The organism is Klebsiella aerogenes KCTC 2190 (assembly GCF_000215745.1).
In the GTDB taxonomy this organism is placed as follows: domain Bacteria; phylum Pseudomonadota; class Gammaproteobacteria; order Enterobacterales; family Enterobacteriaceae; genus Klebsiella; species Klebsiella aerogenes.
In genome coordinates, this window is sequence record NC_015663.1 from 1,419,634 (window position 1) to 1,444,533 (window position 24,900).

A 24,900-nucleotide genomic window follows, 5' to 3' on the forward strand; every position below is an offset into this window, starting at 1 on the left:
CGGGTTAATTCACCTTCACTTTGGTCGTCACCAGCAGGCCGGTAAACAGCATTAATATTCCTGACAACACCAGCGGCGACAGCAGCCCTAAGTGGTCGAGCGCAACGCCGCCGACCGCGGCGCCGCAGGTGTTGGCAAGCTGGATCACCGCCACCTGAATCGACCCGGCTTTTTCCGCCTGATCGGAGAGCGAACGGGTGATCCACGTTGACCACCCCACCGGGATCAGCGCAAACGCGAAGCCCCAGATAATCGCCACCGTCGAGGCGACGATTTTGCTTTCTCCCCACAGTACCAGCGCCGCCGCGCAGGCGGTCAGCACCAGCGGCGAAATCGCCAGCGCCGCTTTGACCGAGCGCTTCAGCACCACCGAGGAGAGCGAGGTGCCGATAAAGCTGGCGATACCAAAGCTCAGCAGCACCAGCGTCAGGCCGTCGACGTCAAAACCGGCGAGTGTCATGTATACCGGTCGAATATAGGTAAAGAAGGCGAACTGTCCGGCAAAGGCCATGAAAATGGCGCACATCCCGGCCATCACCCCCGGACGCTTCAGCAGACCAAACATATTTTGCTGCTGAGCCGCCGATTCACCCGGCAGCGACGGCAGCGCTTTCAGCACCCAGAGCGTACACAGCACGCCCATCACCGCCGCGCCGTTAAAGACGTTGCGCCAGCCGATAAGCCCGCCAAGGAAACTGCCCAACGGGGCGGCGATCACCAGCGCGATTGATACCGCGCCGAAAATAATTGATAGCGCTTTCGGCACCACGCGCATCGGCACCAGACGCATGGTCAGCGATGCCGACATCGCCCAGAAACCGCCGAGCGCCAGGCCCAAACAGGCGCGCCCCAGCAGTAGCAGGGTGAAGCTATCGGCAAACGATACCAGCAGGCAAGAAAGGGTCAGCAGCAGCGAAAACAGGATAACCACGTAGCGGCGATCGGTTTTACCTATCACCGTGGTGATAAACAGGCTGGAAAACATCGCGACGAATGCCGTCGTCGTCACCGACTGCCCGGCCATCCCTTCGGAGATGCCTAAATCCAGCGCCATCGGCGTTAACAGGCTGACCGGCAAAAACTCGACGGTAATCAGGCAGGCGACGCAGAAAGCAACCGCGAAGACCGCCGACCAGTTTGGCCGCGCGAGATCGCGTGCATGGGGTTTGGTTTCATTTGAATGACTCATGAGTGACCTGCGAAGAAAGTGGCGGAAAGCTGCGCAGTGTAACATTTTGTATGTGACGTACTTAACGTTTTCGCAACTCTTCTCGCTTTTCATAAGAGGATGCGTAGCTGCTCGCATGTTTAAAAAAACGATGCTTGCTATCGCTTTAACAAATCTCAGGAGAATTTAATATAGCACTATGTGCTATACTTTTAACGACAGGATGTCAGCAATGCGTATCTTTAAAACCAAATGGTTCGCCAGAGAGGCTAGCTCTCATGGCATTTCCGACGACGAGCTCTATCAGGCAATTCAATCTGCGCTTCAGGGCAAAGTGGTTGATTTAGGAGGGGGGTTTATAAAAAGCGACTCAACAAGAATCGCGATCGCGCAATCATCCTTACCAAAAGCGCAGGGTATTGGTTTTATACCTTTCTATATGCCAAACAGGATATGGCCAATATCAACCATCGCGAATTAATGGGGTTTCGTGAGTTAGCAAAACACTATGCCAATCTCTCTGAAGAGAAAACGACGGCCTTAGTTAAAAGTAAAGAACTGGTGGAGATTTGCGATGACAGCAAAAAATAAATACAAAAGCCCGGCTTTCGAAGCGATCCATAGCGCTGCGTCGGGGCTATTCAGCGTTGGCGCAATCCCGCAGGAAACAATGCGCCATTTTGATGAATCATGTCTCGGTAGCGTAGCCGCACTTCAACCCATTGAAATTAAAGCGCTACGTGAACAACTCAATGTTAGCCAACCCGTGTTCGCTCGTTATCTGAATACCAGCGTGTCTACCGTGCAAAAATGGGAGACTGGCGCTAAACGACCGAGCGGAATGTCATTAAAATTGCTTAGCGTCGTACAAAAACACGGCCTGAAAATCCTACTGTAGTCATTCTGCCGGATGGCGCTTACGCTTATCCGGCCTACAAAAAACGTAAGGGAGATATGGTTTTGAACCACAGGCCGGATAACAATGAGATCAGTGCAGCCAGTGCACGCCGTCTTCCGGGAGAAACAGGTCGTTATAGCGCTGCTGTAGGTTATGTAAATCGCTCACATCCGGGTCCAGCTCGCGCAGAAAACCTTGCGCCAGGCGGAGCTGCGCGTCGGTAATCGGCGCCGCTAAACGCGCTTTTTGCATCAGGCGATACCAGTAATGCAGGTTTTTTTCGCTGGCGTCGACAATCGCTACCTGCCAGATGAGCAGCACCTGCGCGGCATTCTGCAAATGTGCTTCATTCGGCCGCTCCAGGTAACGCAAATACTCATTACCGGCGGTTTTTCCCAGCTGATCGATCATCGATTCCAACGGAACAGGCGTAATGCCAAGGCGTTCGCTCAGGCGACGAATCGCGCGGCGTGAATCAGAGGTAAGCACCCGAAATCCCACAACAAATACCACTACCAGGGTGGCCAGTCCTATCCAGATCATGCATCCTCTCATCCAATCGCAGCCTCACTATCATAATGGGAATTTGCCTGCTGTCGACTGTCGGACCTGGCATATTACGCAAGAAATAAAAAAGCCCGGCGCAATGGTCGGGCAAGGTTACCAAATACCTGGTGAATCAGGCAGTCTGCAAAACTCGATTCTTTTTCTCGCGGCGAATTTTACGCTCTTCGAAGATAGCCACGATGGCCATCAGGCAGATACAGCCGATGGCGGCGGCGTCCAGCGCCGCAAAGGTGCCGGCCCAGCCGGTCAGGCCGAAGATCGGCGTGCCGTCGGCGATCATCCCAAGACCCAGCTTGGCGAAGCTATCACCGATCAGATAGGCGAAGGTGCCCTTGATTCCATCGGCGGCGCCGATCGCTTTTTTCGGTACGAAACCGACGGCGGCGACGCCGATCAACAGCTGCGGACCAAACACCAGGAAGCCCAGCGCAAACAACGAGGCCAGATAGACGTACTGGTTGCTGGCATGTTGGTAAACCCCGAGGGTGGCGATAATAAGCGCCAGCGCGACGCAGGCCACCAGCGCGCGGCGGCCGTTGGCCAGATCCGACAACCAGCCCCACAGTAGCGTGCCAACCAGCGCGCCGACTTCAAACAGGGTAAAGCCCTGAATCGCCACCTCTTTAGACAGCTTCAGCTCCTGGAAGGCATACACGGTGGACCACTGATCGATACCGATACGCACCACATAGAGGAAGATGTTGGAGAAACACAGCAGCCAGATCACTTTGTTTTTCAGCACATACTCAACAAAGATCTGCCACTTGGTCATCGCATTTTCTTCGGTCTCTTTGTCCTCTTCGCTGATCGCTTCGCCAAACAGCTCTTCCGCCGTGCCAAGGCCGTAGGATTCCGGAGAGTCGCTACCGTAGCGCAGGCCAATAAAGCCAACGATCAGCGCAATAATCGACGGGAAGATAAACATGCCGATCACGTGGCCGTCGAACAGATAGTTGGCGCCAAACAGCGCCACGCCCGCGGCGCCCGCGCCGCCGAGGTTGTGGGAGATATTCCAGAAGCCGAGGAAGGTGCCGCGTTTGCGTCTGGGCGTCCACTTGGTGATGGTGGAATAGCTGCACGAGCCGCCGGTGCTCTGGAAGAAGCCGCTCAACGCATAGAAGGCGATCATCAGGAACAGGCTGGTTGAACCCGCCCCCATACTGGCGCTAAAGCCCAGCATACAGATGGCGGAGAGGATCAGCATAAACGGCAGGAACTGCTTGGTGTTTTTACCGTCGGCATAATAAGAGACGAGCGTCTTGCCCACGCCGTAGGTAATGGAAAAGCCCAGGCCAATCATCCCCAGCTGCGTCATGCTCAACCCGTAAGTGGAGATCATGTCGTTCTGCGCGATGTTAAAGTTTTTGCGGATCAGGTACATGGTCAGGTAGCCGATGAAAACCACCAGATAGGACTGCATGAAAGGTTTGAACCACATTTTGCGCCGCACATCGAGCGGCAGATCCAGGGTCGGCTTGCGCACCTGATTCAGAAAGGCCAGCATGGGTATCTCCTGAGCTGATTTTTTTATGCCTGCGTAATAACCAGGCATTGTAAAAACCCGCGCGCCGTCTGGCCTGAGACGGCTTCCAGGTAAAACCGGGAAAATTTCTTAGTTTTGCCCCGTTCGCGGCGAAAGGGTGAGCTACATCACGCTTCGCTGGCGGTACGCGGCGCCTGCGCGTTTAAAAACGGCAGCAGCAGCAGCGCGGAAATGCCGGCGGCAATCGCAATCACCACAAAGAATCCGGTCCAGTGCCAGATATCCATCACCTGCGCCAGCGGCCAGCCGGAAAGCGAGGCGCCAAGATAAGCGAACAGGCCGACAAACCCGGTTGCCGCCCCGGCGGCTTCTTTATGCGAACATTCCGCCGCCGCCATTCCGATGAGCATTTGCGGGCCGAAAACGAAGAACCCGGTGGTGAAGAAGCAGGCCGCCTGCATCACATAGCTGGCGAACGGCATCAGCCACAGCCCGCCAACCGACAGCAAAATTCCGGCGGCGAAAATCAGGTTCATCGGCCCACGGTTGCCGTTAAACAGCTTATCCGAGCCCCATCCCGCCACCAGCGCGCCGATAAAACCGCCCAGCTCAAACATGGTGACCGCCGAGTTAGCGGTCACCAGATCGACGCCGAGCGTCTCCGACATATACAGATTGCCCCAGTCGTTAATCGCCGCCCGCACCACGTACACCAGCACATAGCACAGCGACAGCAGCCAGATATAGGGATTGGCCAGCACGTAGCGGGTCAGGATCTCTTTGCGCGTCAGCCCAGCGCCTTCCTGCTGCTGGGCGATTTCCAGCGCATCGTGACGCCAGTCGCCCACGGCGGGTAACCCCACCGCCTGCGGGCGATCGCGCAGCCGCCAGCACAGATACAGTCCAGCGAGGATCGCCAGGCAACCGGCAATGGTCATCCCCATTCGCCAGCCGTAATGCAGCGCCGCCGCGCCCACCACCATCGGGATCAGCGCGCCGCCGACGTTATGCGCCGTATTCCACAGTGCCCACCAGCCGCCGCGCTCGGTTCGCGAATACCAGGCCGTCAGCAGCCGGGCGCAGACCGGCGAGCCCCAGCCCTGGAAGAAGGCATTCAGCGCCCACAGCAGCGCGAAGGCCCACAGCGAGGTAGAAAAACCGAACAGGATATTAACCACCCCGGTAGCGATAAGCCCCAGCCCCATAAAATAGCGGGCGTCGGAGCGGTCGCTGACGATACCGGAGAAAAATTTCGACAGTCCGTAAGTGATGTAAAACAGCGTGGCCAGCAGGCCGATATCGCTGCGGGTCAGCACGTTACTGGCAAGAATTTCAGGCACCGCGGCATTAAAGCTTTTGCGGGTGAAATAAAACAGCGCATAGCCAAGCCAGATGGTAAGCAGAATATGGCGACGCCAGTAACGATAACGCTCGTCCAGCTCGCGTTTATCGCTAATTGGCGCGGCGTCCGGCGGCGCTTTTAAAAAGGCAAACATCGGCGCTCCTTTCAGGCGTAACGCAGCGGTAAATTGACGCACACGCGGGTACCGTGTGTGCAGGAGATAGTTAACGTACCGCCCAGCGCTGTCACGCGCTCACGCATGCCGGTCAGGCCGAACCCCTGCAGATTCGACCCCGGCGGCAGGCCGCAGCCGTCATCCTCCAGCACCAGCATCAATCGCCCATCCTGCTGCCAGCCCTGGAGGGTGACGGCGCTGGCGCTGGCGTGCTTGACGATATTATTCAGTCCCTCCTGGCAAACGCGAAACAGCGTCACGCGCTGGTTTTCGCTTAGCCCCGCCTCGTTAATCCGCCATTCGAGATGACTGACGATACCGCGGTCTTCCAGTTCCATTTCACGCATCAACGAACGTACAGCCTGTTCAAGCGGCAGATCGTCAAGCTGGCGCGGACGCAGACGACCAAGCAGTCTTCGCACAGAGTCGTAAACCCCCAGCGACAGCTGTTCTATCAACTGGCCGCTCTGCCGTACGCTGGCGTTGTTTGGCGCCAGACGCTGCACGATCCCCGCCTGGGTGCGAATTGCCGTGATAGTCTGGCCAATATCATCGTGGAGCTCGCGCGCCACGTCACGCCGCACGCTCTCTTCCGTTTCCAGCAGGCGTTCCGCCAGCCGCCGATTACGCGCCAGCTCGTTCTGTAGCGACAGGTTAAGCTCGCGCAATCGCTGGATCCCTGCTCCCAGCAGCAGTCCGGTCAGGCTCTGGGCCAGCAGTGAAAGCAATAAATCAACCGGGTGATCGTGCCAGGTCTGGCTGGCAATCAGCGCGATGGCGTTCATCAGGGTGGCGATCAGCGCCCCCTGCCAGCCATAGTGCCAGGCGAGAGCGATAATCGGCAGCGCCAGACAAAAAGGGGTAAAGCGGGAGAGTTCGGCGGGCAATCCGAGCTGTAGCCACAGGCTGACGGTAAAGAGCAGCAGGTACCAGATCAGATGTCGGCCACGCCAGTTAACCGGCTGCGACACCAGCGACGGTCCCAGCGGCCGCCAGACGGTGCTGGTAAGATAGTGCCAGATAACCAGGCACGTCGGCGCCAGCGTCAGGCCGCCGGTCAACGTCAACAACAGCGCGGTCAGTCCCTCACTGCCTTCTTGCGCCAGCCACGGCAGCGATTGCAGCAGCGAGGCGGCGATCAGTGCCCCGCCCTGGCGCAACAATGTCAGCCAGTCTCGCTGCTGGCGATAGCGTGAAATCAATGCCACCGGCAGCAGGGTCAGCAGACTTCCGGTCATCAATATTATCGGGTGCGCCAGCGCCACTTCCTGCGCCAGCCAGAAGATAAGCAGCCACTCGGCTCCCAGCAGCACCGGCCAGTAGCCACGCGGGCATTGCAGCATCAGCCCTAAACGCAGGCCAAAGGGAAACAGCAGCACCGCTAAATCCGCGCGTTCCACCAGATGCAGACTGATACTCCACAGGCAGAACCAGGCGGCTGAGAAGATAAAGGCGCAGCCGATCACCGACAGCAATCGTGAAACGACGGTGTTCATTGCCAGCTATCGAACATGCGGCGCGCCAGCTCAACGTCGTTACTGACGCCCAGTTTTTCCAGCAGGTTGGCGCGATGAACGTGAACGGTTTTCGGCGACAGACCGAGCTCGGCGGCGATCTCTTTCACCGCCATACCCTGCGCCAGCTTTTCCGCCACCTGGCGTTCGCGTTTGGTGAGCGGATCCTGGCGCCCGGCGGCCAGCTTCATGGCGATATCCGGCGTGAGATAGCAACCGCCCGCCGCCACCGTACGGACCGCGGCGATCAGTTCATCCGGACTGCAGCGTTTCGACAGGAAGCCGCGCGCGCCGGCGTTCAGCGCCTGCTCGATCAGCGCCGGGCTATCGTGTACCGACAGCATGATGGTCGCCATCCCCTTAGGCAGCTGGCTTAACAGCTCCAGCCCGGAAATATCCGGCATTGAGATATCGCAGATACAGACCTGTACACCGCGCCCCGGTAGCCCCGCCAGCGCCTCGCGTCCACAGCCGAATTCAGCGACAACCTGAAAATCAGCTTCCAGCCCCAGTAGCTGAGCAAAACCGGAGCGGACAATCAAATGATCGTCAATAAGGGCGATGGTAGTCATGGTGTTTCCTGGTGCCTGAAAGCGCCGGATGGCGGCGTAAACGCCTTATCCGGCAAAGGCGCTTACCTTAGCGGTAAGCGCGTAGCTGTTCAAGCCTTGAGCGCTATTCGAAGAACACCGCAATTTTGTTAAACATGGTGGGATCGGACTGGTTACGCGCCACATTGGTGACATCTTCCAGCTTTTCAATCTGGCTAATCATCTGCCCCAGCCGCTGGTCATCATTTACCAGCAGCCAGATGCGGCTGTACTCGCTGCCCTGGATCGGCAAGCAGAGAATGCCTTCAACGTTAAACGCGCGGCGGGCAAATAGCCCGCAGACGTGGGTCATGACGCCAGGATGGTTGCGGACGGTGAGTTCCAGAATGACGTTATCGTGTTGCTTTTGCATGGCTTATTCCCCCACCATCTCAGTATTGGCCGCACCCGGCGGTACCATCGGATACACTTTCTGCTGCGCGTCGATACGCACGTGGATCAACGCCGGACCTGGGCGGTCGATAATCGCCTGCAGCGCCGCCTGCGGATCGGATTCGTTATTTAAATCACAGGTTTGCAGACCAAAACCGGCAGCTATCTGCATAAAGTTTATCATCCCCGGATAGGTCGCGGCGAAGACGCCCTGCTGATAGAACAGGCTCTGCTGCTGATGCACCAGCCCCAGCGCTTCGTTGTTCATCAGGATAATTTTTACATCCAGCTGATTTTCGGCGGCGGTGGCCATCTCCTGAATATTCATCATCAGGCTGCCGTCACCGGAGAAACAAATAACCTTACGCTGCGGATTGGCCAGCGCCGCGCCGATGGCCGCCGGCAGGCCGAAGCCCATGGTGCCGAGACCGCCGGAAGTCAGCCACTGGCGCGGACGGTTGAGCGGATAGGCCTGCGCCGTCCACATCTGATGCTGACCCACATCGGTGGTGATGATCGCCTCATCATCAACGCAGGCGGCCACGGCGTTAATCAGGCCGTAATGGGAGAGCGGATCGCTTTCCTGCGGGATGGCGCAGGGGAATTCTCTTTGTAAATCAGCCACCAGCTGGCGCCACTCATCACGCGGCTGCGCCTCAATCTGCGGAATAAGCTGGGCTAAGACCTCCGCCACATCGCCCTGAATCGCTACGTGCGGTTGCTTAATTTTACCAAGCTCAGAGCGGTCGATATCGACGTGAATAATCTTCGCGTTCGGGCAGAACTGCTCGGTCTTGCCAATCGCCCGGTCATCAAAACGCGCGCCTAAAACAATCAGTAAATCAGCCTCTTGCAGAATAAAGTTAGTGCTGCGTGCGCCGTGCATCCCCAGCATCCCCAGCGACAGCGGGTGCGCCTTCGGCAGCATACCCAGCGCCATTAAGGTCATGGTGGTCGGCAGGTTGGCTTTTTCCGCCAGGTCCCGAATCGGCTGCGGCGCGTTAATCACGCCGCCGCCCAGATACAGTACCGGGCGTTTCGCCGCGTTGATCATTGCCGCCGCTTCACGCACGCTTTCAGGCGCGAATGCCGGTGCCGGGGCGCGCTCGCCTGGCTCCGGCAGCGTTTCCAGTTCAATGGTTGCCGCCTGTACGTCCTTAGGAATATCTATCCACACCGGCCCGGGGCGCCCGGACTGGGCAATACGGAAGGCGTCGCTCATCACCTGCGGCAGCTCGGCGATGTCGCGCACCAGGTAGTTATGCTTGGTGATGGGGATAGAGATGCCGTAGGTATCGACTTCCTGGAAGGCGTCGGTGCCGATCATTGAGGCCGGAACCTGGCCGGTGATGCAGACCAGCGGAATAGAATCGAGGCGAGCATCGGCGATGGCGGTAATCAGGTTGGTGGCGCCAGGGCCGCTACAGGCCATGCAAACTGCGGGTTTTCCTTCGGTACGCGCCATCCCCTGAGCGATAAAACCCGCCCCCTGCTCGTGGCGCGCCAGGATGTGGCGGATCTGCGTGCTTTGGCTCAAGGCATCATAGATAGGCAGGATGGAGCCGCCCGGAATGCCGCTGACCATAGTGATACCCTGGCGTTCCAGTAAATGAACAACCAGCTGCGCGCCGGTAAAGCGCATTGTGTTTGATGTGGTGCCCGAACTTGCCATGCTCCAGTCCTTTTATTCTGGGCCGACTTTACCGGGGGGCTCGCCAACAAAAAACCCCGCTCGGTTTGCGCCGGCGGGGTTTGGAATTCGTGTTGTTCCGGACCCTACGGCGCATTGCCGACGACGACCACCACAGACACGACGACCACCGCGGCAGGCGCGGTTTTTAGTAGGGTCGAAGTCATCATGGCAGCGTTCATTAGGGACCTGTTGTGTCGAAAAATAAGCTGAATTTATACAAACACAGGTTTTGCGTTTTCACAATGGATTTATTTTCATCCACGAGAATTTGCGCGAAAGATCACAATTCGCGACATCAGCGGCAGAAAACAAAAAACCCCGCCGGAGCGAGGTTTTTATCAGCATTTTTACGGATGGTAGCCGCAAGCACACTGTATTACGTCAACGACAAAAGTATACGCGATCGCTGCAATTCGCGCAATTTAAGGTCGAAATTTCTCTGTCATAGAGTATGGACGGCGGGTGCGAATTTGTCCAAAAAATACTGTTCATGCATACAGTATTTATCTATACTGGATGTGTTCACTTTGTGCCATTCGGGGGCCGCAAGTTTGACCGGCGCAACGAAGTCCTGGCTGAAACGGGTGGTGCCGTCAGTGCCTTAACCCCGAGAGAGCACACTGTGTTACGTCAACAATGCGTCGTGTCCGGCCCGTACGGCCACCACTGCGCAACCCCTGTGAGAACAGGGATAAGCTGGCAACAGGCAGCGGAAAGGTACGTCAGCTTATTGTGCTCCTTAACCACAGGAGACGCGCGTATGGGCGGAATGGATATTATTATTTTAATCCTGAAACTCATGGTTGCTGTGTTGCAACTACTTGATGCAGTCCTGAAACAGTTCCGCTGATTCAGGTTCAGGTCGCACCTGAGGGGGGCGGGATACCGCCCCCCTACAGGCGTCCTTCGGGCGTTCCGGGAAGACTTGATGGAGGAACCATGCCACCGCTATTAATTGCCGCAACAACGCCGGAGGATCCGGGGTTCGTTGCGCTGCGCGCCGAAAGCCTTGAACAGCACTTCAATATGCTGCGCCGTCTGGCGGAAAACTGGCAAAGCGGCAAAAACCGCTTTAACGCCCCTGGTGAAAAGCTGCTGGGCGCGTTCGTCCGTGGCCAGTTAGTTGGGGTCTGCGGTCTGAACGTCGACCCCTTCAGCCAGCAGCCGCGGGCCGGGCGCATTCGCCATCTCTATATTCGCGATAGCCATCGCCGCCAGGGAATTGGCCAGCAGCTGCTGGTCTCGGTCATCACGCATTCCGGCGCCTGGTTCGATTTCCTTAACACTCATGCCCCGGCGCAGGCCTGGCCCTTTTATGAACGCTTTGGTTTCCGCCCGGTATACGATGAGCCGCGGGTCACGCATCGCCTGTTCTGCTCGCTGTAAGCGTGGCTGGCTGGCGGAACGGGGTCATGTTACAGTCCGCTGACCTTAACTGCTGAATCTGCCTGCGATGACCATCACCGTATTCTGCATTTTGCTTTTCGCCGCACTGCTCCACGCCAGCTGGAACGCTATCGTCAAAGCCAGCGGCGATAAAATGTACGCGGCGATAAGCGTCAGCGGGTCGGCCTCGCTGATCGCCCTGGTGATGCTCCCCTTCGCGCCACAGCCGACGCTGGCCAGCGCCCCCTATCTGGTGGTGTCATGTGCATTACAGGTGGTGTATACGGTACTGGTGGCGAAGACCTATCAGGTGTCGGATATGAGCCAGACCTATCCGCTAATGCGCGGCACCGCGCCGTTGCTGGTCGCGGCTATCAGCGTGATATTTCTCGGCGATCGCTTATCGCCGCTAGCCTGGTTGGGGATTGGCGTCATCTGCCTGGCGATTCTGGCGATGGCCTTTAACGGCCGCGTCAGTTCCCGCAAAGGCATCATGCTGGCGCTGATCAACGCCTGTTTTATCGCGGGCTATACGCTGGTGGATGGTACCGGGGTTCGGCTGGCGGGATCGGCGCTCGGCTATACCCTGTGGACCTTTTTTATGAACGGTTGCTGCCTGCTGTGCTGGGCGATGGTGGCGCGGCGGCGCGAAGCCAGCCGTTATTTACGCCAGCACTGGAAAAAAGGCATCCTCGGCGGCGTCGGCACCATGGGATCCTACGGCCTGGCGCTATGGGCGATGACTCAGGCGCCGCTGGCGGTGGTCGCCGCGCTGCGTGAAACCTCCATTCTGTTCGGCGCGCTGATCGCGTTTATCGTCCTGAAAGAACAGCTGGTAGCGCTGCGCATCGTTGCCGCCTGCGGTATTGCCGCCGGAGCAATCCTGCTGCGCCTCTCATAGATTAAAATGGCAACATTAGTTGCCGATCCTGTTTACAAAACCTGCCTGAATTTTCCCCAACAATCGGTGCTATGTAGTTGTTCTGTCATTTTATTGTGGTAGATTCCTCCATCGTTTAAGGGGTGTGCCAGTCACATATTCTTCATTTCTCATTGCTCACGAAGTATTCATCGACATGAAACGGCATAAGAACTTCAATTTGTTGTTGATGCTGGTACTGCTGGTGGCCGTTGGCCAGATGGCGCAGACCATTTATATTCCGGCTATCGCCGACATGGCGGTATCGCTTAACGTCCGCGAAGGGGCGGTACAAAGCGTGATGGCGGCCTATCTCCTGACGTACGGCATTTCCCAGCTGTTCTACGGCCCGCTCTCCGACCGCGTGGGCCGCCGCCCGGTGATCCTCGTAGGGATGTCTATTTTTATGCTGGCGACGCTGGTTGCCATCACCACCCATAGCCTGCCGGTGTTGATCGCCGCCAGCGCCATGCAGGGGATGGGCACCGGCGTCGGCGGCGTGATGGCGCGCACCCTGCCGCGAGACCTGTATGAAGGCGCGCAGCTGCGTCACGCCAATAGTTTGTTAAATATGGGAATACTGGTCAGCCCGCTGATTGCGCCGCTGCTCGGCGGCATCCTTGATACCCTGTGGAACTGGCGCGCCTGCTACGCTTTCCTGCTCATACTGTGCGCTGGCGTGACGATTAGTATGGCGAAATGGATGCCGGAAACGCGCCCACAAGGCGCGCCGCGGACGAAACTACTGGCCAGCTACAAAACGCTGTTCGGTACCGGCGCCTTTAACTGTTACCTGTTGATGCTGGTGGGCGGGCTGGCCGGGATTGCGGTGTTCGAAGCCTGTTCCGGCGTGCTGATGGGCGCGGTCCTCGGCCTGAGCAGTATGGCGGTCAGTATTCTGTTTATTCTGCCGATCCCGGCGGCGTTCTTCGGCGCGTGGTTCGCTGGCCGTCCGAATAAACGCTTCTCAACGCTGATGTGGCAGTCGGTTATCTGCTGCCTGCTGGCGGGAATTATGATGTGGTTGCCGGGACTGTTCGGCATTATGACCGTCTGGACACTGCTGGTGCCTGCGGCGCTGTTCTTCTTCGGCGCGGGTATGTTGTTCCCGCTGGCTACCAGCGGCGCGATGGAACCATTCCCGTTCCTCGCCGGTACCGCTGGCGCGCTGGTTGGCGGCCTGCAGAATATCGGCTCCGGCGTGCTGGCCTGGCTGTCGGCAATGATGCCGCAAACCGGGCAAAGCAGCCTCGGCCTGCTGATGATGTTAATGGGTCTGTTGATTCTGCTGTGCTGGCTGCCGCTGGCCTCGCGCTTTACCAGCCACCAGCAGCCGGTCTAAGCGCCGCTGGCGCTCCCCGGATAGCGGCTTACGCCTTATCCGGGCTATCCCCCAGCGGCGGCTTTTGCCTTATGTCAGGCTGTGCAACCATTCGATAAAGGCGTCGATTTTCGGCCACTGACGGCCCGGCAGGGTCGTCACATAGTAGTGCTGGTGACACTTCAGCGTCATGTCGCCGAACGGCGCGATAAGCTCCCCGCTTTCTAACCGCTTCTGCACCAGCCGTTTACGCCCCATCGCTACCCCGACGTCATTCATCGCCGCAATCACCGCTAAATCAGAACGATCGAAGCCGATACCCGACGATTGCGGCAATTCAATCGCAAATTGCTGCGCCCAACTGAACCACTCATCGGTACCGGAATCATTGCTCCATGCCTGGCGGTCATGGAGCAACGTGCAGTAGCGCAGATTGCCTGGATTGTGGATTAACTGCTGCTGTTGCGCGTAATTCGGCGTACATACCGGCACGATCGCTTCATCCATCAGAAAATGATGGCTTAGCTGTGATGACGGCGCATCATCAAAATAGATCGCCAGATCGATACCCGCCCGCTGTAGATTGACGTTATCGTTGCCCGTGAGCACAGTCAGCGAGATGGACGGATAGCGGCGAGTGAAATCGCCCAGCGCCGGTACCAGCCAGCACTGCGCGATCGACGGGCGCGAGTACACCGTCAGCGTGCCGGAGAGCTCCTGATTTTTAATATCCAGAATCTCCTGGTTAAGGCTATCCAGCGAGGATTTCAACGCCCAGAATACCCGCCGCCCCTCGCGGGTCAGCTCCACCTTGCGGTGCGAACGTATAAATAGCTGAATACCCAGCTCTTCTTCCAGCTGGTTGATGCGATGGCTAACGGCGCTCGGCGTCAGCGACAGCTCTTCCGCCGCCAGTGCAAACGACTCATGGCGAGCCGCGACTTCAAAGGTGTACAGCTTTGATAACTGCCAGCCGTTCAGCAGCCGATTACCCATCTCTTTCATCACATCCATCACGATTCCCCGCCTTTTCTTTGCCGGTAAGTGTAAAAAAAACGCAGCCGGAGCGCGCCTGAAAGATGAATAAAAGTGACCCAATACACATTTAACGGTCTATTTAAGAACCAAATCACGCTTTTGCATCAATTTGGCTCACCTGAAAGGCGATTTATATCGTTTGTCAGCCTATGTCGCTTTTCTGTTCAATAACCACACGTTATTTACGGCGAGGTGGGGTATGGAATCTCAAATCTGGGTGGTATGCACGCTATTTATCAGTATCGTGTTAATCGTTTTAACGATCGTCAAACTGAAGTTTCATCCGTTTCTGGCGCTCCTGCTGGCGAGCTTTTTCGTCGGCGCGATGATGGGCATGGGGCCGCTGGATATGGTCAACGCCATTGAGAGCGGTATTGGCGGTACGCTTGGTTTCCTGGCGGCGGTGATCGGTCTCGGTACCATCCTCGGGAAGATGATGGAAGTCTCCGGCGCGGCGGAACGCATCGGCCTGGCGCTGCAGCGCTGTCGCTGGTTGTCGGCAGACGTAATTATGGTGCTGGTTGGCCTGATCTGCGGTATTACGCTGTTTGTTGAAGTCGGCGTGGTGCTGCTAATCCCGCTGGCGTTCTCCATTGCCAAAAAAACCAATACCTCGCTACTGAAGCTGGCCATCCCCCTGTGTACCGCGCTGATGGCGGTGCATTGCGTGGTGCCGCCGCATCCGGCCGCGCTGTTCGTGGCGAATAAACTCGGCGCAGATATCGGTACGGTCATCGTCTATGGCCTGCTGGTGGGCCTGATTGCCTCGCTGGTTGGCGGCCCGCTGTTCCTCAAGCTGCTCGGCAACCGCCTGCCGTTTAAACCGGTGCCGACCGAGTTTTCCAACCTTGAAGTACGCGAAGAATCGACGCTGCCCTCGCTCGGCGCTACGCTATTTACCGTGCTGCTACCGATTGGGCTGATGCTGGTGAAAACCGTCGCTGAATTGAACATGGCTAAAGGCGGCACGCTGTATATGTTGCTGGAATTTATCGGCAACCCGATCACCGCGATGTTTATTGCCGTCTTTGTCGCTTATTACATTCTTGGTATTCGTCGCCAGATGGGGATGGGCGTCCTGCTGACCCATACTGAAAACGGCTTCGGATCGATTGCTAATATTCTGCTAATTATTGGCGCGGGCGGCGCGTTCAACGCGATTTTGAAATCCAGCGGCCTGGCCGATAGCCTGGCGGTGATCCTCTCGAATCTGCATATGCATCCGATTCTGCTGGCCTGGCTGGTGGCGCTGATCCTTCACGCCGCCGTCGGTTCCGCTACCGTGGCCATGATGGGCGCCACCGCTATCGTCGCCCCGATGCTGCCGCTGTATCCCGGCGTAAGTCCGGAGATCATCGCTATTGCCATCGGTTCCGGCGCGATTGGCTGCACGATCGTAACGGATTCCCTGTTCTGGCTGGTGAAACAATACTGTGGCGCAAGCCTCAGCGAAACGTTCAAGTATTATACGACGGCGACATTTATCGCTTCTTTACTTGCACTCGCCGCCACCTTCCTGCTTTCTTTCATCATCTAAGCGAACGAGACGTAATATGAAAAACGCTGACCTGACCCAATTAACCGCGACCTTCCCGCTTGTGCAGGAGCTGATCGCGCTGAAAGAAACCACCTGGTTTAACCCGGCGACGACGACGCTGGCGCAAGGTTTGCCCTATGTCGGCCTGACCGCCGAAGATGTAAAAGACGCTCACGAACGCCTGCAGCGCTTCGCGCCGTATCTGGCGGAAGCCTTTCCGGAAACGGCCGCCACCGGCGGGATTATCGAATCAGAAGTGGTTGCCATTCCGGCAATGAAACGCCGCCTCGAGCAACAATTCAATCAGCCGATTCACGGCGAACTGTTACTGAAAAAAGATAGCCACCTGCCGATTTCGGGCTCCATTAAGGCGCGCGGCGGCATTTATGAAGTGCTGACCCATGCGGAAAAGCTGGCGCTGGAAGCCGGGCTGCTCACCATCGCAGATGATTATCGCAAATTGCTGACGCCGGAATTCAAACAGTTCTTCAGCCAATACAGCATCGCCGTCGGTTCTACCGGCAACCTCGGTATGTCGATTGGCATCATGAGCGCGCGCATCGGTTTTAAGGTCACGGTGCATATGTCGGCGGATGCCCGCGCATGGAAAAAGGCCAAACTGCGCAGCCACGGCGTAACGGTCGTTGAGTATGAAGAAGATTACGGCGTGGCGGTCGAACAGGGGCGCAAGGCGGCGGAATCCGACCCAAACTGCTTTTTCATCGACGATGAAAACTCGCGCACGCTGTTCCTCGGCTATGCCGTGGCCGGCGAGCGCCTGAAAGCGCAGTTTGCCCAGGCAGGACGCGTGGTCGATGCCGATCACCCACTATTTGTCTATCTGCCATGCGGCGTTGGCGGCGGCCCCGGCGGCGTCGCATTCGGCCTGAAACTGGCGTTTGGCGACCACGTTCACTGTCTGTTCGCCGAACCGACCCATTCCCCATGCATGCTGCTCGGCATTTACACCGGGCTCCATGACCAGATTGCGGTGCAGGATTTAGGGATAGATAACCTGACCGCCGCCGATGGTCTGGCGGTCGGCCGCGCTTCCGGCTTCGTTGGCCGGGCGATGGAGCGCCTGCTCGACGGCCTGTATACCCTCAACGATCAAACGATGTACGACATGCTGGGCTGGCTGGCAACGTCGGAAAACATTCGCCTTGAGCCGTCCGCGCTGGCCGGTATGGCCGGGCCGCAGCGCGTCTGCGCCAGTAAAGCGTACCATCAGCTACAAGGTTTGAGCGACGAACGGCTACGCCACGCCACCCACCTGGTATGGGCGACCGGCGGCGGCATGGTGCCGGAAGAAGAGATGGCGCAGTATCTGGCGAAGGGGCGTTAAATCGCCCGCAGCAGCGGCATCAGTTCGCCCGGTGACCGCTGCTGTTTACGCAGATCGCGCATGACCCGCATACAGGGCGCGCTGGCGACATAGAACTGGCGGTAGCCTTCACAGAGCGGATCGTCGTCGCCTGCGCATAATCGCCGCCACGCACAGACAAAACAGGCGCTATTGGCGGCCACCTGCCGTTGTTCGCGCAGCGGTTCGCCGCACCAGATACGCAGGGTTTCCTCAAATAACGTAATCGTTATGCGGCCAATATCTTCCCGCGCCCAGATGTGGAAAATGGCGCAAAGGAAATTTCCCCATGCATTGGCATCTTCCGCTCTGAGCTGTGGAATAAAACGAACGGCGCGCACGCCCTGTGCGCGTAGCTCCCGATAGAACTGCAGCGGTTGCTGGCAATGGTGGCGATAAACTTTCACCTCCTGCACTGCCGGTTCGTTATGAGCGAGGGAGTGGCATTCTGTCCGACATCCTGTCATGTCACATCCTTAAGAAATAAAATAATCTGCCGTAGATGCGTTACAGCAAACAATAATGACAGCGAAAGCACTGCGAGGGAGATCAAAAATTTGTCACGAACTGCTCCCGGCTGCAAAAAATCGCTCTCGCCGACATCCATTAAATGGCGGCTGCGGGTGTAGCGCCAGAGAATGATCGCCACCACTGCCAGTACGCCAATCGATATCCAGAACGCCAGCCCGGCGCTATGCCAGTTATGCTTAATCGCCAGCGCCATCAGCGCCCCGTAGCCAAGCAGAGTACGGAACCACGCCAGCGAGGTGCGCTCCGGCTGCAAACCAGGATCACTCTCCCGCCGCGCCCGGCGTTTATCCGCCATACAGCACCAGCAGCATCACCACCGCCACGACCGCCAGCAGCAGGACGCTAATCACCAGCAGCGTACGGGTATAGGGAAGATCCTGCTTCAGGCGCATCGCCTTTTCGTTACTCAACCAGCGCAGATAGCCATACACCGCCAGCCCGCCGGCAAACAGGCACAGCAGCAGCGCCAGCACTTCGCGAATAAGCGGAGTGGCAAAATCCGGCGCCAGCTGATCGAGCCCGACGCCCGCGGCGAGAAAGCCGAGCGCCGTACGGATCCACGCCAGAAAGGTGCGTTCATTGGCCAGCGAAAAGCGGTAATCCGGCGCTTCACCAATGCGGGAAATTTTCATCAGCAGTCCTTGTTCGTCAGGCAAACAGGCCACAGCATAGCCTAAATCACGAACAGGAGAGAAGAACCGGCACCCGATGGATGCCGGTAAAACGAGGGTTAATGCAGCTCAGGCCAGTACGCTTTATTGGCGGCAATCAGGTCATCGAGGATCGCTTTCGCCACCGAGGCGCTCGGTACGGTTTTCGATAGCGTAATCGCCTGCCACAGCTTGTGATATGAACGCTGCTCCCACGCATCCACCACCAGTTTTTCCACCGCCACCTGCTGGCTCATCATCCCTTTCTGGAAATGCGGAATATCGCCCACCGTCAACGGCTCCGGTCCGTTATGACCGACCAGACAAGGGATCTCTACCATCGCGTCGGCATCAAAGTTATGGATTGCGCCATTGTTCGGCACAATCAACAACATTCGTTCCTGAGTGTTAAAGGCGATAGCCGTCGCTAAATCGACGATATACGACGCGTGTTCGTCGATCTCCAGATCGCCCGCGGAAGATTTACCGGCGGCAATAATCGCCCGGCAGGCGCTAAAGACGTTTTTCTCCCGATGATCCATTACCTCATTCGCGCGGGTACGCTCCAGGTTGGAGTGCGCGACCACGTAATCCGGGAACAGATAATATTTCAGGTAAGTGTTTGGCATCGTTTGCGGATCCAGCGCCTGTACATCTTTCGCTTTGGCAAACGTATCGTTCCAGCTGGCTTCGGTGTGCGGGTCGTTCGATGGCGGTACATAGCCGTATTTCGCCACATACTCGCGCAGTTTCGGCATCAAATCGTTGCCATCGAGATCTTCAATCGAGGTCCACCAGCCGAAGTGATTAAGGCCGTAGTAACGCACGCGCATCTGTTTGCGGTCTTTCAGCCCGACGATTTGCGCCATCCGCCCTTCAATGCCGATCGGCATATCGCAAATATTGAGAATTTTTGCATTAGGTCGCAGGCGGCGGGTAGCTTCAGCCACTATCGCCGCCGGGTTGGAGTAGTTAAGCATCCAGGCGTTTGGCGAATATTTTTCCATGTAATCCACCAACTCCAGCACGCCGCCGATAGAGCGCATACCATAGGCAATCCCGCCCGGTCCGCAGGTTTCCTGACCCAACACGCCGTGGCGCAGCGGTATTTTTTCATCTTGCTCGCGCATCGGGTATTTGCCGACGCGGATGTGCGCCATCACGAAGTCGACATCGCTAAAGGCGGCCTGCGGGTCGGTGGTGTAGCTGAACTCAATCTCTGGCGCCTGTTCTTTGAGGATAATTTTACAGGCTTCGGCGATAGTCTCCTGACGCGCGCCGTCGTTGTCATAAAATTTTAGCGCCCGCAGCGGGAAACGATCGCGGTTTGCCAACAGCATTAAAACGATGCCGGGGGTAAAGGTACTGCCGCCGCCTGCGATAACAACTGAGAATTTTTTCATGATACTGCCTCCGTCATGGTGGTGTGTTCGGTCGATAAAGAATCTTTCATTAAGGTTTCCAGCTGGTCGCGAACCTGCGGGACATGCAGACCAACAATGACCTGAATGCCGTTGCCGCGGCGGACCACGCCGTGAGCGCCGAGTGCTTTAAACACCTCGTCGCTTTGTGTTTTCGCCATATCCACCAGCGCAATACGCAGTCGGGTGGCGCAGTTATTGATGCTTTCAATATTGCCGGCCCCGCCCAGCGCCTGCAGGAAGCCGGCGGCCTGACCCAGCTTGTTTTCCGCAGCTGCCGCCACGCTGGTTTTACCGCGCGCCTCCTGATAATCCGCTTTGCTGTAAAGCTTGATTTCGCTGTCTTCGCGACCCGGCGTTTTCAGGTTCAGGCGCAGGATCAGGGTGCGGAAGATGACGAAGTAGATGCCGGTAAAGCAGACGCCGATGCCTATCTGGATAAACATCATCGACGCGTGGTGATGGAACATCGGGATCCAGTTTTGCGGCAGGAACTGATCGAGCAGGCCGCCGCCGAAGTTCCCCACGACGCCGCAGATATACATCACCGTCGCCATGGTGGCCGCCAGCAGCGCATGCACGGCAAATAGCAGCGGTGAGATAAACAAGAAGGTAAACTCGAGTGGCTCGGTAATGCCCACCAGCACCGCGGTCAGGGTGGCGGGGATCAGCAAACCAGCGACCTTCACCCGGTTTTGCGGCGCGGCGGTGAAGTAAAGCGCCAGCGCAATACCCACCGAACCAAAGACTTTCGAATTGCCATGCAGCGCAAAACCGCCCTCAGGGAACAGCGTTTTCAACGGTTCAACGCTCTGGCTAAATTCCTGCAGATGCTGCGCCCAGTAGACCTGGATGCCGCCTTCCACTACCGCCGGACCAAAGATAAATGGCCCATAGACAAAGTGATGCAGGCCGGTCGGGATCAAAATGCGCTCAAGAAAGATGTAAACCCACACCCCGAGCGCGCCGGCTGAGCGCAGGAAAGCCTGCAGCGACTCAATCCCCATCTGTACCTTCGGCCAGCCGAGCAGCGTTAGCCAGGCACAAGGGATCATCGCGAGAAAGGCAACTATCACCACGAACGACGATCCCTGAAAAATACCGAGGAACACCGGCAGCGGTTTATCGAAGTAACGATTGTGCAGCGCGGTGACGATGCCGGAGATAACGATGGCCCCGATAATGCTGGTATCCAGGGTTTTAATCCCGGCAATCATCGTCAGGCCGCTTCCCGCCGTGGGATCCAGGGTAAAATCAACGCCGAAGAAGTGGCCCCAGGTCATCCCCATGGCGTTGATGAAGTAGTTCCAGGTAAGAAAACTGACCAGTACCGCCAGGCAGGCCCGGCCCTGGGCCTGCTTCGCCAGGCCAATCGGCAGGCCGACGGCGAAAATCAGCGGCATATTACGAAAGACGGTCCAGCCGCCCTCTTCAATGATGTGAACAATTTGCGCGAACAGACTATCGGGTGCCGTGAGCGCTTCACCGACAAACATCGGGTTACGCAGCATAATGGCGATACCCACCACAATCCCGGCAAATGGGAACAGCAAAACCGGGGTAAACATGGCGCCGCCAAAGCGTTGTATTTGACTGAGCATTTGAAAATCCTCATGTAACAACTCGTAGGGTAAGTGGCCTTTTTTTGTTCTTTACCGGCCTGCTTCGAGCATAGGAATTCGCCCCGTCGGCAACATGCTGCGCCGCTGCGATTCGTGATCGCATTCATGGTTTTAATTCGGTCAATGTTGTCTACTTTTTGCATAAAACATAGACACGATGAATTGACGTGATGAAATCAACATCATCGATAGTTTTTATTTTATTGTTTTTTATGAATTTAAAATTCACCTCAGCTGACTATCGCTGATTCATCAATGACGAATAGAGGTCTACTGGTGATCTACAAATCTATTGCTGACAAACTGCGTTTACGGCTCAACTCTTCCGATTTCAACATTGGCAGCCCGTTACCGGGCGAGAAAAAACTGGCGCAGGAGTTCGGCGTGGCGCGCATGACGATTCGCAAAGCCATTGACCTGCTGGTGGAAAGTGGATTAGTGGTGCGCCGCCACGGCTCCGGCACCTATGTCGCGCGCAAAGATGTACACCATGAGACCAGCAACCTGACCGGGCTGGCGGAAGTTCTGCGCCAGCAGGGTAAAGAAGTGGTGAGTCAGGTGTTGATATTCGAAGTGATGCCCGCGCCGCCGGCTATCGCCAGTCAGCTGCGAATTAAAATTGATGAACGGATCTATTTCTCACGCCGGGTGCGCTACGTCGATGGTAAACCGCTAATGCTGGAGGACAGTTATATGCCGGTTAAACTGTTCCGCCATCTGTCGTTGGGTCATCTGGAGGGGTCGAAGTTCGACTATATCGAGAAAGAATGCGGTATCACCATCAGCGGCAACTATGAAACCCTCACCCCGGTACTGGCGGATAAACAGCTGGCACGCTCAATGAACGTGCCGGAACAGACACCGCTGCTGCGCATTACCTCGCTTTCCTACAGCGATAGCGGCGAATTTCTTAACTATTCCGTGATGTTCCGCAACGCCAGCGAGTATCAGGTGGATTACCACCTGCGCCGGGTCCAGGCACAGAGCCCGCTAACTCAGCCCCCAGAACAGCACGGCCAGTAGCTGAGGGGTGATTATCCGCAGGAACATCACCAGCGGATAAACCGTGGCGTAGGAGAGCGCCGCCGCGCCGCTGGTAGCGTGTAGATTGTTAGCGAAGGCCAGCGCCGGCGGGTCGGTCATTGAGCCGGCCAGCATGCCGCAGAGGGTCAGATAGTTCATCTTCGCCAGCATCCGCGCCAGTATGCCCACCGTCAGCAGCGGGATAGCGGTGATGAAAATACCGTAGGCTATCCAGCTGAGTCCTTCGCCGTGGAGCAGCGTGTCGACAAAATCGCCGCCGGACTTCAGCCCCACCACCGCCAGAAACAACACGATACCGAGTTCGCGCAGCGCCAGGTTAGCGCTCGGCGGCATAAACCAGTACAGCTTGCCGATGCTGCCGATACGCCCGAGGATCAGCGCCATAATCAGCGGCCCGCCGGCCAGCCCCAGTTTCAACGCCGCCGGAAAACCGGGAATAAACAGCGGAATAGACCCCAGCAGCACCCCGAGACCAATGCCGATAAACACCGGTAGCATTTGTACCTGCTGCAGCTTTTGCTGTGCGTTGCCGAGTTCATTGGCCACCGCGTCAATGGCCTGTGGACGCCCAACTAAGTTAAGAATGTCGCCAAACTGCAGGCTGGCATGGCTGCTGGCCACCAGCTCCACCCCGGCGCGATTAAGCCGCGAGATCACGACGTCATAGCGTTGTTTAAAGTGCAGATCGCGGATTTTCTTCCCTAAGACCTTCTCGTTAGTGACCACCACACGTTCCACTTTGAGATCGGTTCCGCGCGTTGAGAGCGAAGTCGCCACCTCTTTACCAATCACCAGCTGCGCATTGTGTAAATCCTCCGGCCGCCCGACCAGGTGCAGCAGATCGCCATGCTGGATAAGCGTACCCGGCGCCGGCACCATCAATAGCTCATCGCGCTTCAACCGCGAGCAGATAATTTTGTCGCTGTTGAGCATTGGCACATCCTGAATCGCCATATTATTCAGGTTCGGGTTCTCCACCCGCACGTTAATGGTATGCAGATGAGCGTGCCCGTTGCCGCTGCTCTCATCAAACTGCTGCACCTCTTTTTCCACATTAATGCGAAAGAACAGCCGCACCAGCCACATGGTCAGCAAAATGCCGCAGATACCAAACGGGTAGGCCATCGCGTAACTCATCCCCATCTGATCGACGACATCAAACGGCAGGCCAAGATCGCGCAGGATTTGCTGCCCGGCGCCAAGCGCGGGGGTGTTAGTGACCGCCCCAGAGAAGATGCCGAGAACGACCGGAAGCGGAATATTGAACAGTTTATGCAGGATCGCCGTCACCAGCCCGCCAAGTACGACGATAAGAATGGCGAACAGATTGAGCTTAAGTCCGGAGACGCGTAACGAGGCAAAAAAGCCCGGACCGACCTGAATACCGATGGTATAGACGAAGAGAATGAGGCCGAATTCCTGGATAAAATGCAGCATCGGGCTGCTCAGCGTAATCCCTGCCTGATCCACAAAGTGGCCCACGATAATGCCGCCAAACAGCACGCCGCCGATACCAAATCCAACGCCGCGGATTTTGACATTACCGATCCACAATCCCACCACCGCAACCAGCGCCAACACGCTGACGGTCAATGCTATATCACTCATACTATTTTCCCTGTGAATAACATTATTATTAACAGGGATTATGACTGAAGGCGGGAATACTGTATGTAGTCCCGCGCACAAAAAAGCCCCGAGTTATCGGGGCTTGAAAGCGATGTGGCTTAATTAACTATTCAGTGCCGGGCGCTCGCTAATGGCGATACGCTGCGGGGCCGCGACTTCCGGCTCGTGGCGGGTTAAGTCGATATGCAATAAGCCATTGGTAAAGGTGGCGCCGGAGACTTCCATATTGTCCGCGAGGGTGAAACTCAGGCTGAAGGCCTGATTCACCAGCCCCTGGTGCAACCATTTGGTCTCTTTTTCAGCGGCCTGCGGCGTGCCTTTAACGGTCAGACGCGTACCTTCCAGCTGAATATCCAAATCTTCCTGACGGAACCCGGCTACCGCGAGGGTAATGCGGTAATGGTTATCGTCGCTTTTTTCGATGTTATAGGGCGGGAAGGTTTGGCTTTCACCGGCGGTTTGCAGGGCGTTAGCCAGTTTGTCAAAACCGATCCATTGACGCAGCAGTGGGGATAAATCGTAGTTACGCATCGTGTTTTCTCCTTCTGAGAAGCGAGTAGGTACCTGCGAATTCAGCGAATTCGCATTTGCTCCCTGACGGCGAGCAAGTTGTATA

General features: G+C 56.9%; 25 protein-coding genes and 2 pseudogenes. 10 read left to right on the plus strand and 17 right to left on the minus strand.

Features of this window, described 5'->3' with window-relative positions:
* Positions 1–4 precede the first annotated feature (4 nt).
* On the minus strand, positions 5–1,189 hold the full coding sequence (gene nepI / locus EAE_RS06910; protein ID WP_015369069.1) for a purine ribonucleoside efflux pump NepI: 1,185 nt from the start codon (positions 1,187–1,189) through the stop codon (positions 5–7).
* A gap of 211 nt (positions 1,190–1,400) precedes the next feature.
* Here nepI and EAE_RS06915 point away from each other — a divergent pair.
* Positions 1,401–1,759 (plus strand): annotated as a pseudogene (locus EAE_RS06915) (type II toxin-antitoxin system RelE/ParE family toxin).
* Positions 1,743–2,066: a helix-turn-helix domain-containing protein gene (locus EAE_RS06920; protein WP_004173862.1), complete on the plus strand. Its 324-nt coding sequence runs from the start codon at positions 1,743–1,745 to the stop codon at positions 2,064–2,066. The pseudogene EAE_RS06915 and the gene EAE_RS06920 overlap by 17 nt, the downstream one beginning before the upstream one ends.
* Positions 2,067–2,156: 90 nt before the next feature.
* Here the strand turns inward: EAE_RS06920 and EAE_RS06925 are convergent, their stop codons facing one another.
* The 8 genes from EAE_RS06925 to ivbL all read right to left on the minus strand — a co-directional run bounded on the left by EAE_RS06925 (position 2,157) and on the right by ivbL (position 10,002).
* The gene (locus EAE_RS06925; RefSeq protein WP_015369068.1) at positions 2,157–2,609 is read right to left on the minus strand and encodes a DUF1198 family protein; all 453 of its coding nucleotides are present in this window, start codon (positions 2,607–2,609) and stop codon (positions 2,157–2,159) included.
* Positions 2,610–2,745: 136 nt separating this feature from the next.
* A complete protein-coding gene (gene uhpT, locus EAE_RS06930) occupies positions 2,746–4,137 on the minus strand; it encodes a hexose-6-phosphate:phosphate antiporter (RefSeq protein ID WP_015703879.1) in 1,392 nt (463 codons plus the stop codon).
* Between the two features lie 146 nt (positions 4,138–4,283).
* Positions 4,284–5,612: an MFS transporter gene (uhpC, locus tag EAE_RS06935; RefSeq protein WP_015369066.1), complete on the minus strand. Its 1,329-nt coding sequence runs from the start codon at positions 5,610–5,612 to the stop codon at positions 4,284–4,286.
* 11 nt (positions 5,613–5,623) lie between these two features.
* A complete protein-coding gene (uhpB, locus tag EAE_RS06940) occupies positions 5,624–7,108 on the minus strand; it encodes a signal transduction histidine-protein kinase/phosphatase UhpB (RefSeq protein WP_162777731.1) in 1,485 nt (494 codons plus the stop codon).
* A 17-nt stretch (positions 7,109–7,125) separates the two neighbouring features.
* Entirely contained in the window at positions 7,126–7,719 is a 594-nt protein-coding gene (gene uhpA, locus EAE_RS06945; protein ID WP_015369064.1) for a response regulator transcription factor UhpA, read from the minus strand.
* Between the two features lie 103 nt (positions 7,720–7,822).
* Positions 7,823–8,110 carry an acetolactate synthase small subunit gene (gene ilvN, locus EAE_RS06950; protein WP_015703881.1) on the minus strand — a complete coding sequence of 96 codons (288 nt, stop codon included), beginning with the start codon at positions 8,108–8,110 and terminating at the stop codon, positions 7,823–7,825.
* A gap of 3 nt (positions 8,111–8,113) precedes the next feature.
* The gene (ilvB, locus tag EAE_RS06955) at positions 8,114–9,802 is read right to left on the minus strand and encodes an acetolactate synthase large subunit (RefSeq protein WP_015703882.1); all 1,689 of its coding nucleotides are present in this window, start codon (positions 9,800–9,802) and stop codon (positions 8,114–8,116) included.
* A gap of 104 nt (positions 9,803–9,906) precedes the next feature.
* The gene (gene ivbL, locus EAE_RS06960) at positions 9,907–10,002 is read right to left on the minus strand and encodes an ilvB operon leader peptide IvbL (RefSeq protein ID WP_016162016.1); all 96 of its coding nucleotides are present in this window, start codon (positions 10,000–10,002) and stop codon (positions 9,907–9,909) included.
* Between the two features lie 12 nt (positions 10,003–10,014).
* On the opposite strand from ivbL, the pseudogene EAE_RS06965 reads away from it, so the two are divergent.
* The 5 genes and pseudogenes from EAE_RS06965 to emrD all read left to right on the plus strand — a co-directional run bounded on the left by EAE_RS06965 (position 10,015) and on the right by emrD (position 13,470).
* A pseudogene (locus EAE_RS06965) lies at positions 10,015–10,183 on the plus strand (hypothetical protein).
* 370 nt (positions 10,184–10,553) lie between these two features.
* Positions 10,554–10,673 (plus strand): type I toxin-antitoxin system toxin TisB, encoded by a 120-nt coding sequence (tisB, locus tag EAE_RS06970; protein ID WP_004145059.1) that lies wholly within the window; start codon positions 10,554–10,556, stop codon positions 10,671–10,673.
* A gap of 89 nt (positions 10,674–10,762) precedes the next feature.
* On the plus strand, positions 10,763–11,209 hold the full coding sequence (locus EAE_RS06975; RefSeq protein WP_015703883.1) for a GNAT family N-acetyltransferase: 447 nt from the start codon (positions 10,763–10,765) through the stop codon (positions 11,207–11,209).
* 67 nt (positions 11,210–11,276) lie between these two features.
* Complete coding sequence (locus tag EAE_RS06980) at positions 11,277–12,110, plus strand: DMT family transporter (RefSeq protein ID WP_015703884.1); 834 nt, start codon at positions 11,277–11,279, stop codon at positions 12,108–12,110.
* Between the two features lie 175 nt (positions 12,111–12,285).
* Entirely contained in the window at positions 12,286–13,470 is a 1,185-nt protein-coding gene (gene emrD, locus EAE_RS06985) for a multidrug efflux MFS transporter EmrD (RefSeq protein ID WP_015369059.1), read from the plus strand.
* A 69-nt stretch (positions 13,471–13,539) separates the two neighbouring features.
* Here emrD and dsdC read toward each other — a convergent pair whose 3' ends face one another.
* A complete protein-coding gene (gene dsdC, locus EAE_RS06990) occupies positions 13,540–14,463 on the minus strand; it encodes a DNA-binding transcriptional regulator DsdC (RefSeq protein WP_015703885.1) in 924 nt (307 codons plus the stop codon).
* Between the two features lie 223 nt (positions 14,464–14,686).
* Here dsdC and dsdX point away from each other — a divergent pair, with 223 nt between their 5' ends.
* Positions 14,687–16,024, plus strand: coding sequence for a D-serine transporter DsdX (gene dsdX / locus EAE_RS06995; RefSeq protein WP_015369057.1), 1,338 nt, complete (start codon positions 14,687–14,689; stop codon positions 16,022–16,024).
* A 16-nt stretch (positions 16,025–16,040) separates the two neighbouring features.
* Positions 16,041–17,369: a D-serine ammonia-lyase gene (gene dsdA, locus EAE_RS07000; RefSeq protein WP_015703886.1), complete on the plus strand. Its 1,329-nt coding sequence runs from the start codon at positions 16,041–16,043 to the stop codon at positions 17,367–17,369.
* On the opposite strand, the gene EAE_RS07005 is transcribed toward dsdA, so the two are convergent.
* The 5 genes from EAE_RS07005 to EAE_RS07025 form a co-directional block, all read right to left on the minus strand.
* Positions 17,366–17,854, minus strand: a complete 489-nt coding sequence (locus EAE_RS07005) for a radical SAM protein (protein WP_063443605.1) — start codon at positions 17,852–17,854, stop codon at positions 17,366–17,368. The genes dsdA and EAE_RS07005 overlap by 4 nt on opposite strands.
* Entirely contained in the window at positions 17,851–18,213 is a 363-nt protein-coding gene (locus EAE_RS07010; RefSeq protein WP_015703888.1) for a DUF202 domain-containing protein, read from the minus strand. The genes EAE_RS07005 and EAE_RS07010 overlap by 4 nt, the downstream gene beginning before the upstream one ends.
* Positions 18,203–18,550 carry a YidH family protein gene (locus tag EAE_RS07015; protein ID WP_015703889.1) on the minus strand — a complete coding sequence of 116 codons (348 nt, stop codon included), beginning with the start codon at positions 18,548–18,550 and terminating at the stop codon, positions 18,203–18,205. Before EAE_RS07015 ends, EAE_RS07010 begins: the two co-directional genes overlap by 11 nt.
* A 98-nt stretch (positions 18,551–18,648) precedes the next feature.
* Positions 18,649–19,971 (minus strand): 6-phospho-alpha-glucosidase, encoded by a 1,323-nt coding sequence (locus tag EAE_RS07020; RefSeq protein WP_015703890.1) that lies wholly within the window; start codon positions 19,969–19,971, stop codon positions 18,649–18,651.
* Positions 19,968–21,590, minus strand: coding sequence for an alpha-glucoside-specific PTS transporter subunit IIBC (locus EAE_RS07025; protein WP_015369051.1), 1,623 nt, complete (start codon positions 21,588–21,590; stop codon positions 19,968–19,970). The genes EAE_RS07020 and EAE_RS07025 overlap by 4 nt, the downstream gene beginning before the upstream one ends.
* Before the next feature lie 297 nt (positions 21,591–21,887).
* Between EAE_RS07025 and EAE_RS07030 the strand changes: the two genes are divergently transcribed.
* Positions 21,888–22,634, plus strand: coding sequence for a GntR family transcriptional regulator (locus tag EAE_RS07030; RefSeq protein ID WP_015369049.1), 747 nt, complete (start codon positions 21,888–21,890; stop codon positions 22,632–22,634).
* Here EAE_RS07030 and EAE_RS07035 read toward each other — a convergent pair.
* Positions 22,602–24,263 carry a putative transporter gene (locus EAE_RS07035; RefSeq protein ID WP_015703891.1) on the minus strand — a complete coding sequence of 554 codons (1,662 nt, stop codon included), beginning with the start codon at positions 24,261–24,263 and terminating at the stop codon, positions 22,602–22,604. The genes EAE_RS07030 and EAE_RS07035 overlap by 33 nt on opposite strands.
* Positions 24,264–24,386: 123 nt before the next feature.
* Positions 24,387–24,815: a small heat shock chaperone IbpB gene (ibpB, locus tag EAE_RS07040; protein ID WP_015369047.1), complete on the minus strand. Its 429-nt coding sequence runs from the start codon at positions 24,813–24,815 to the stop codon at positions 24,387–24,389.
* Positions 24,816–24,900: the final 85 nt, after the last annotated feature.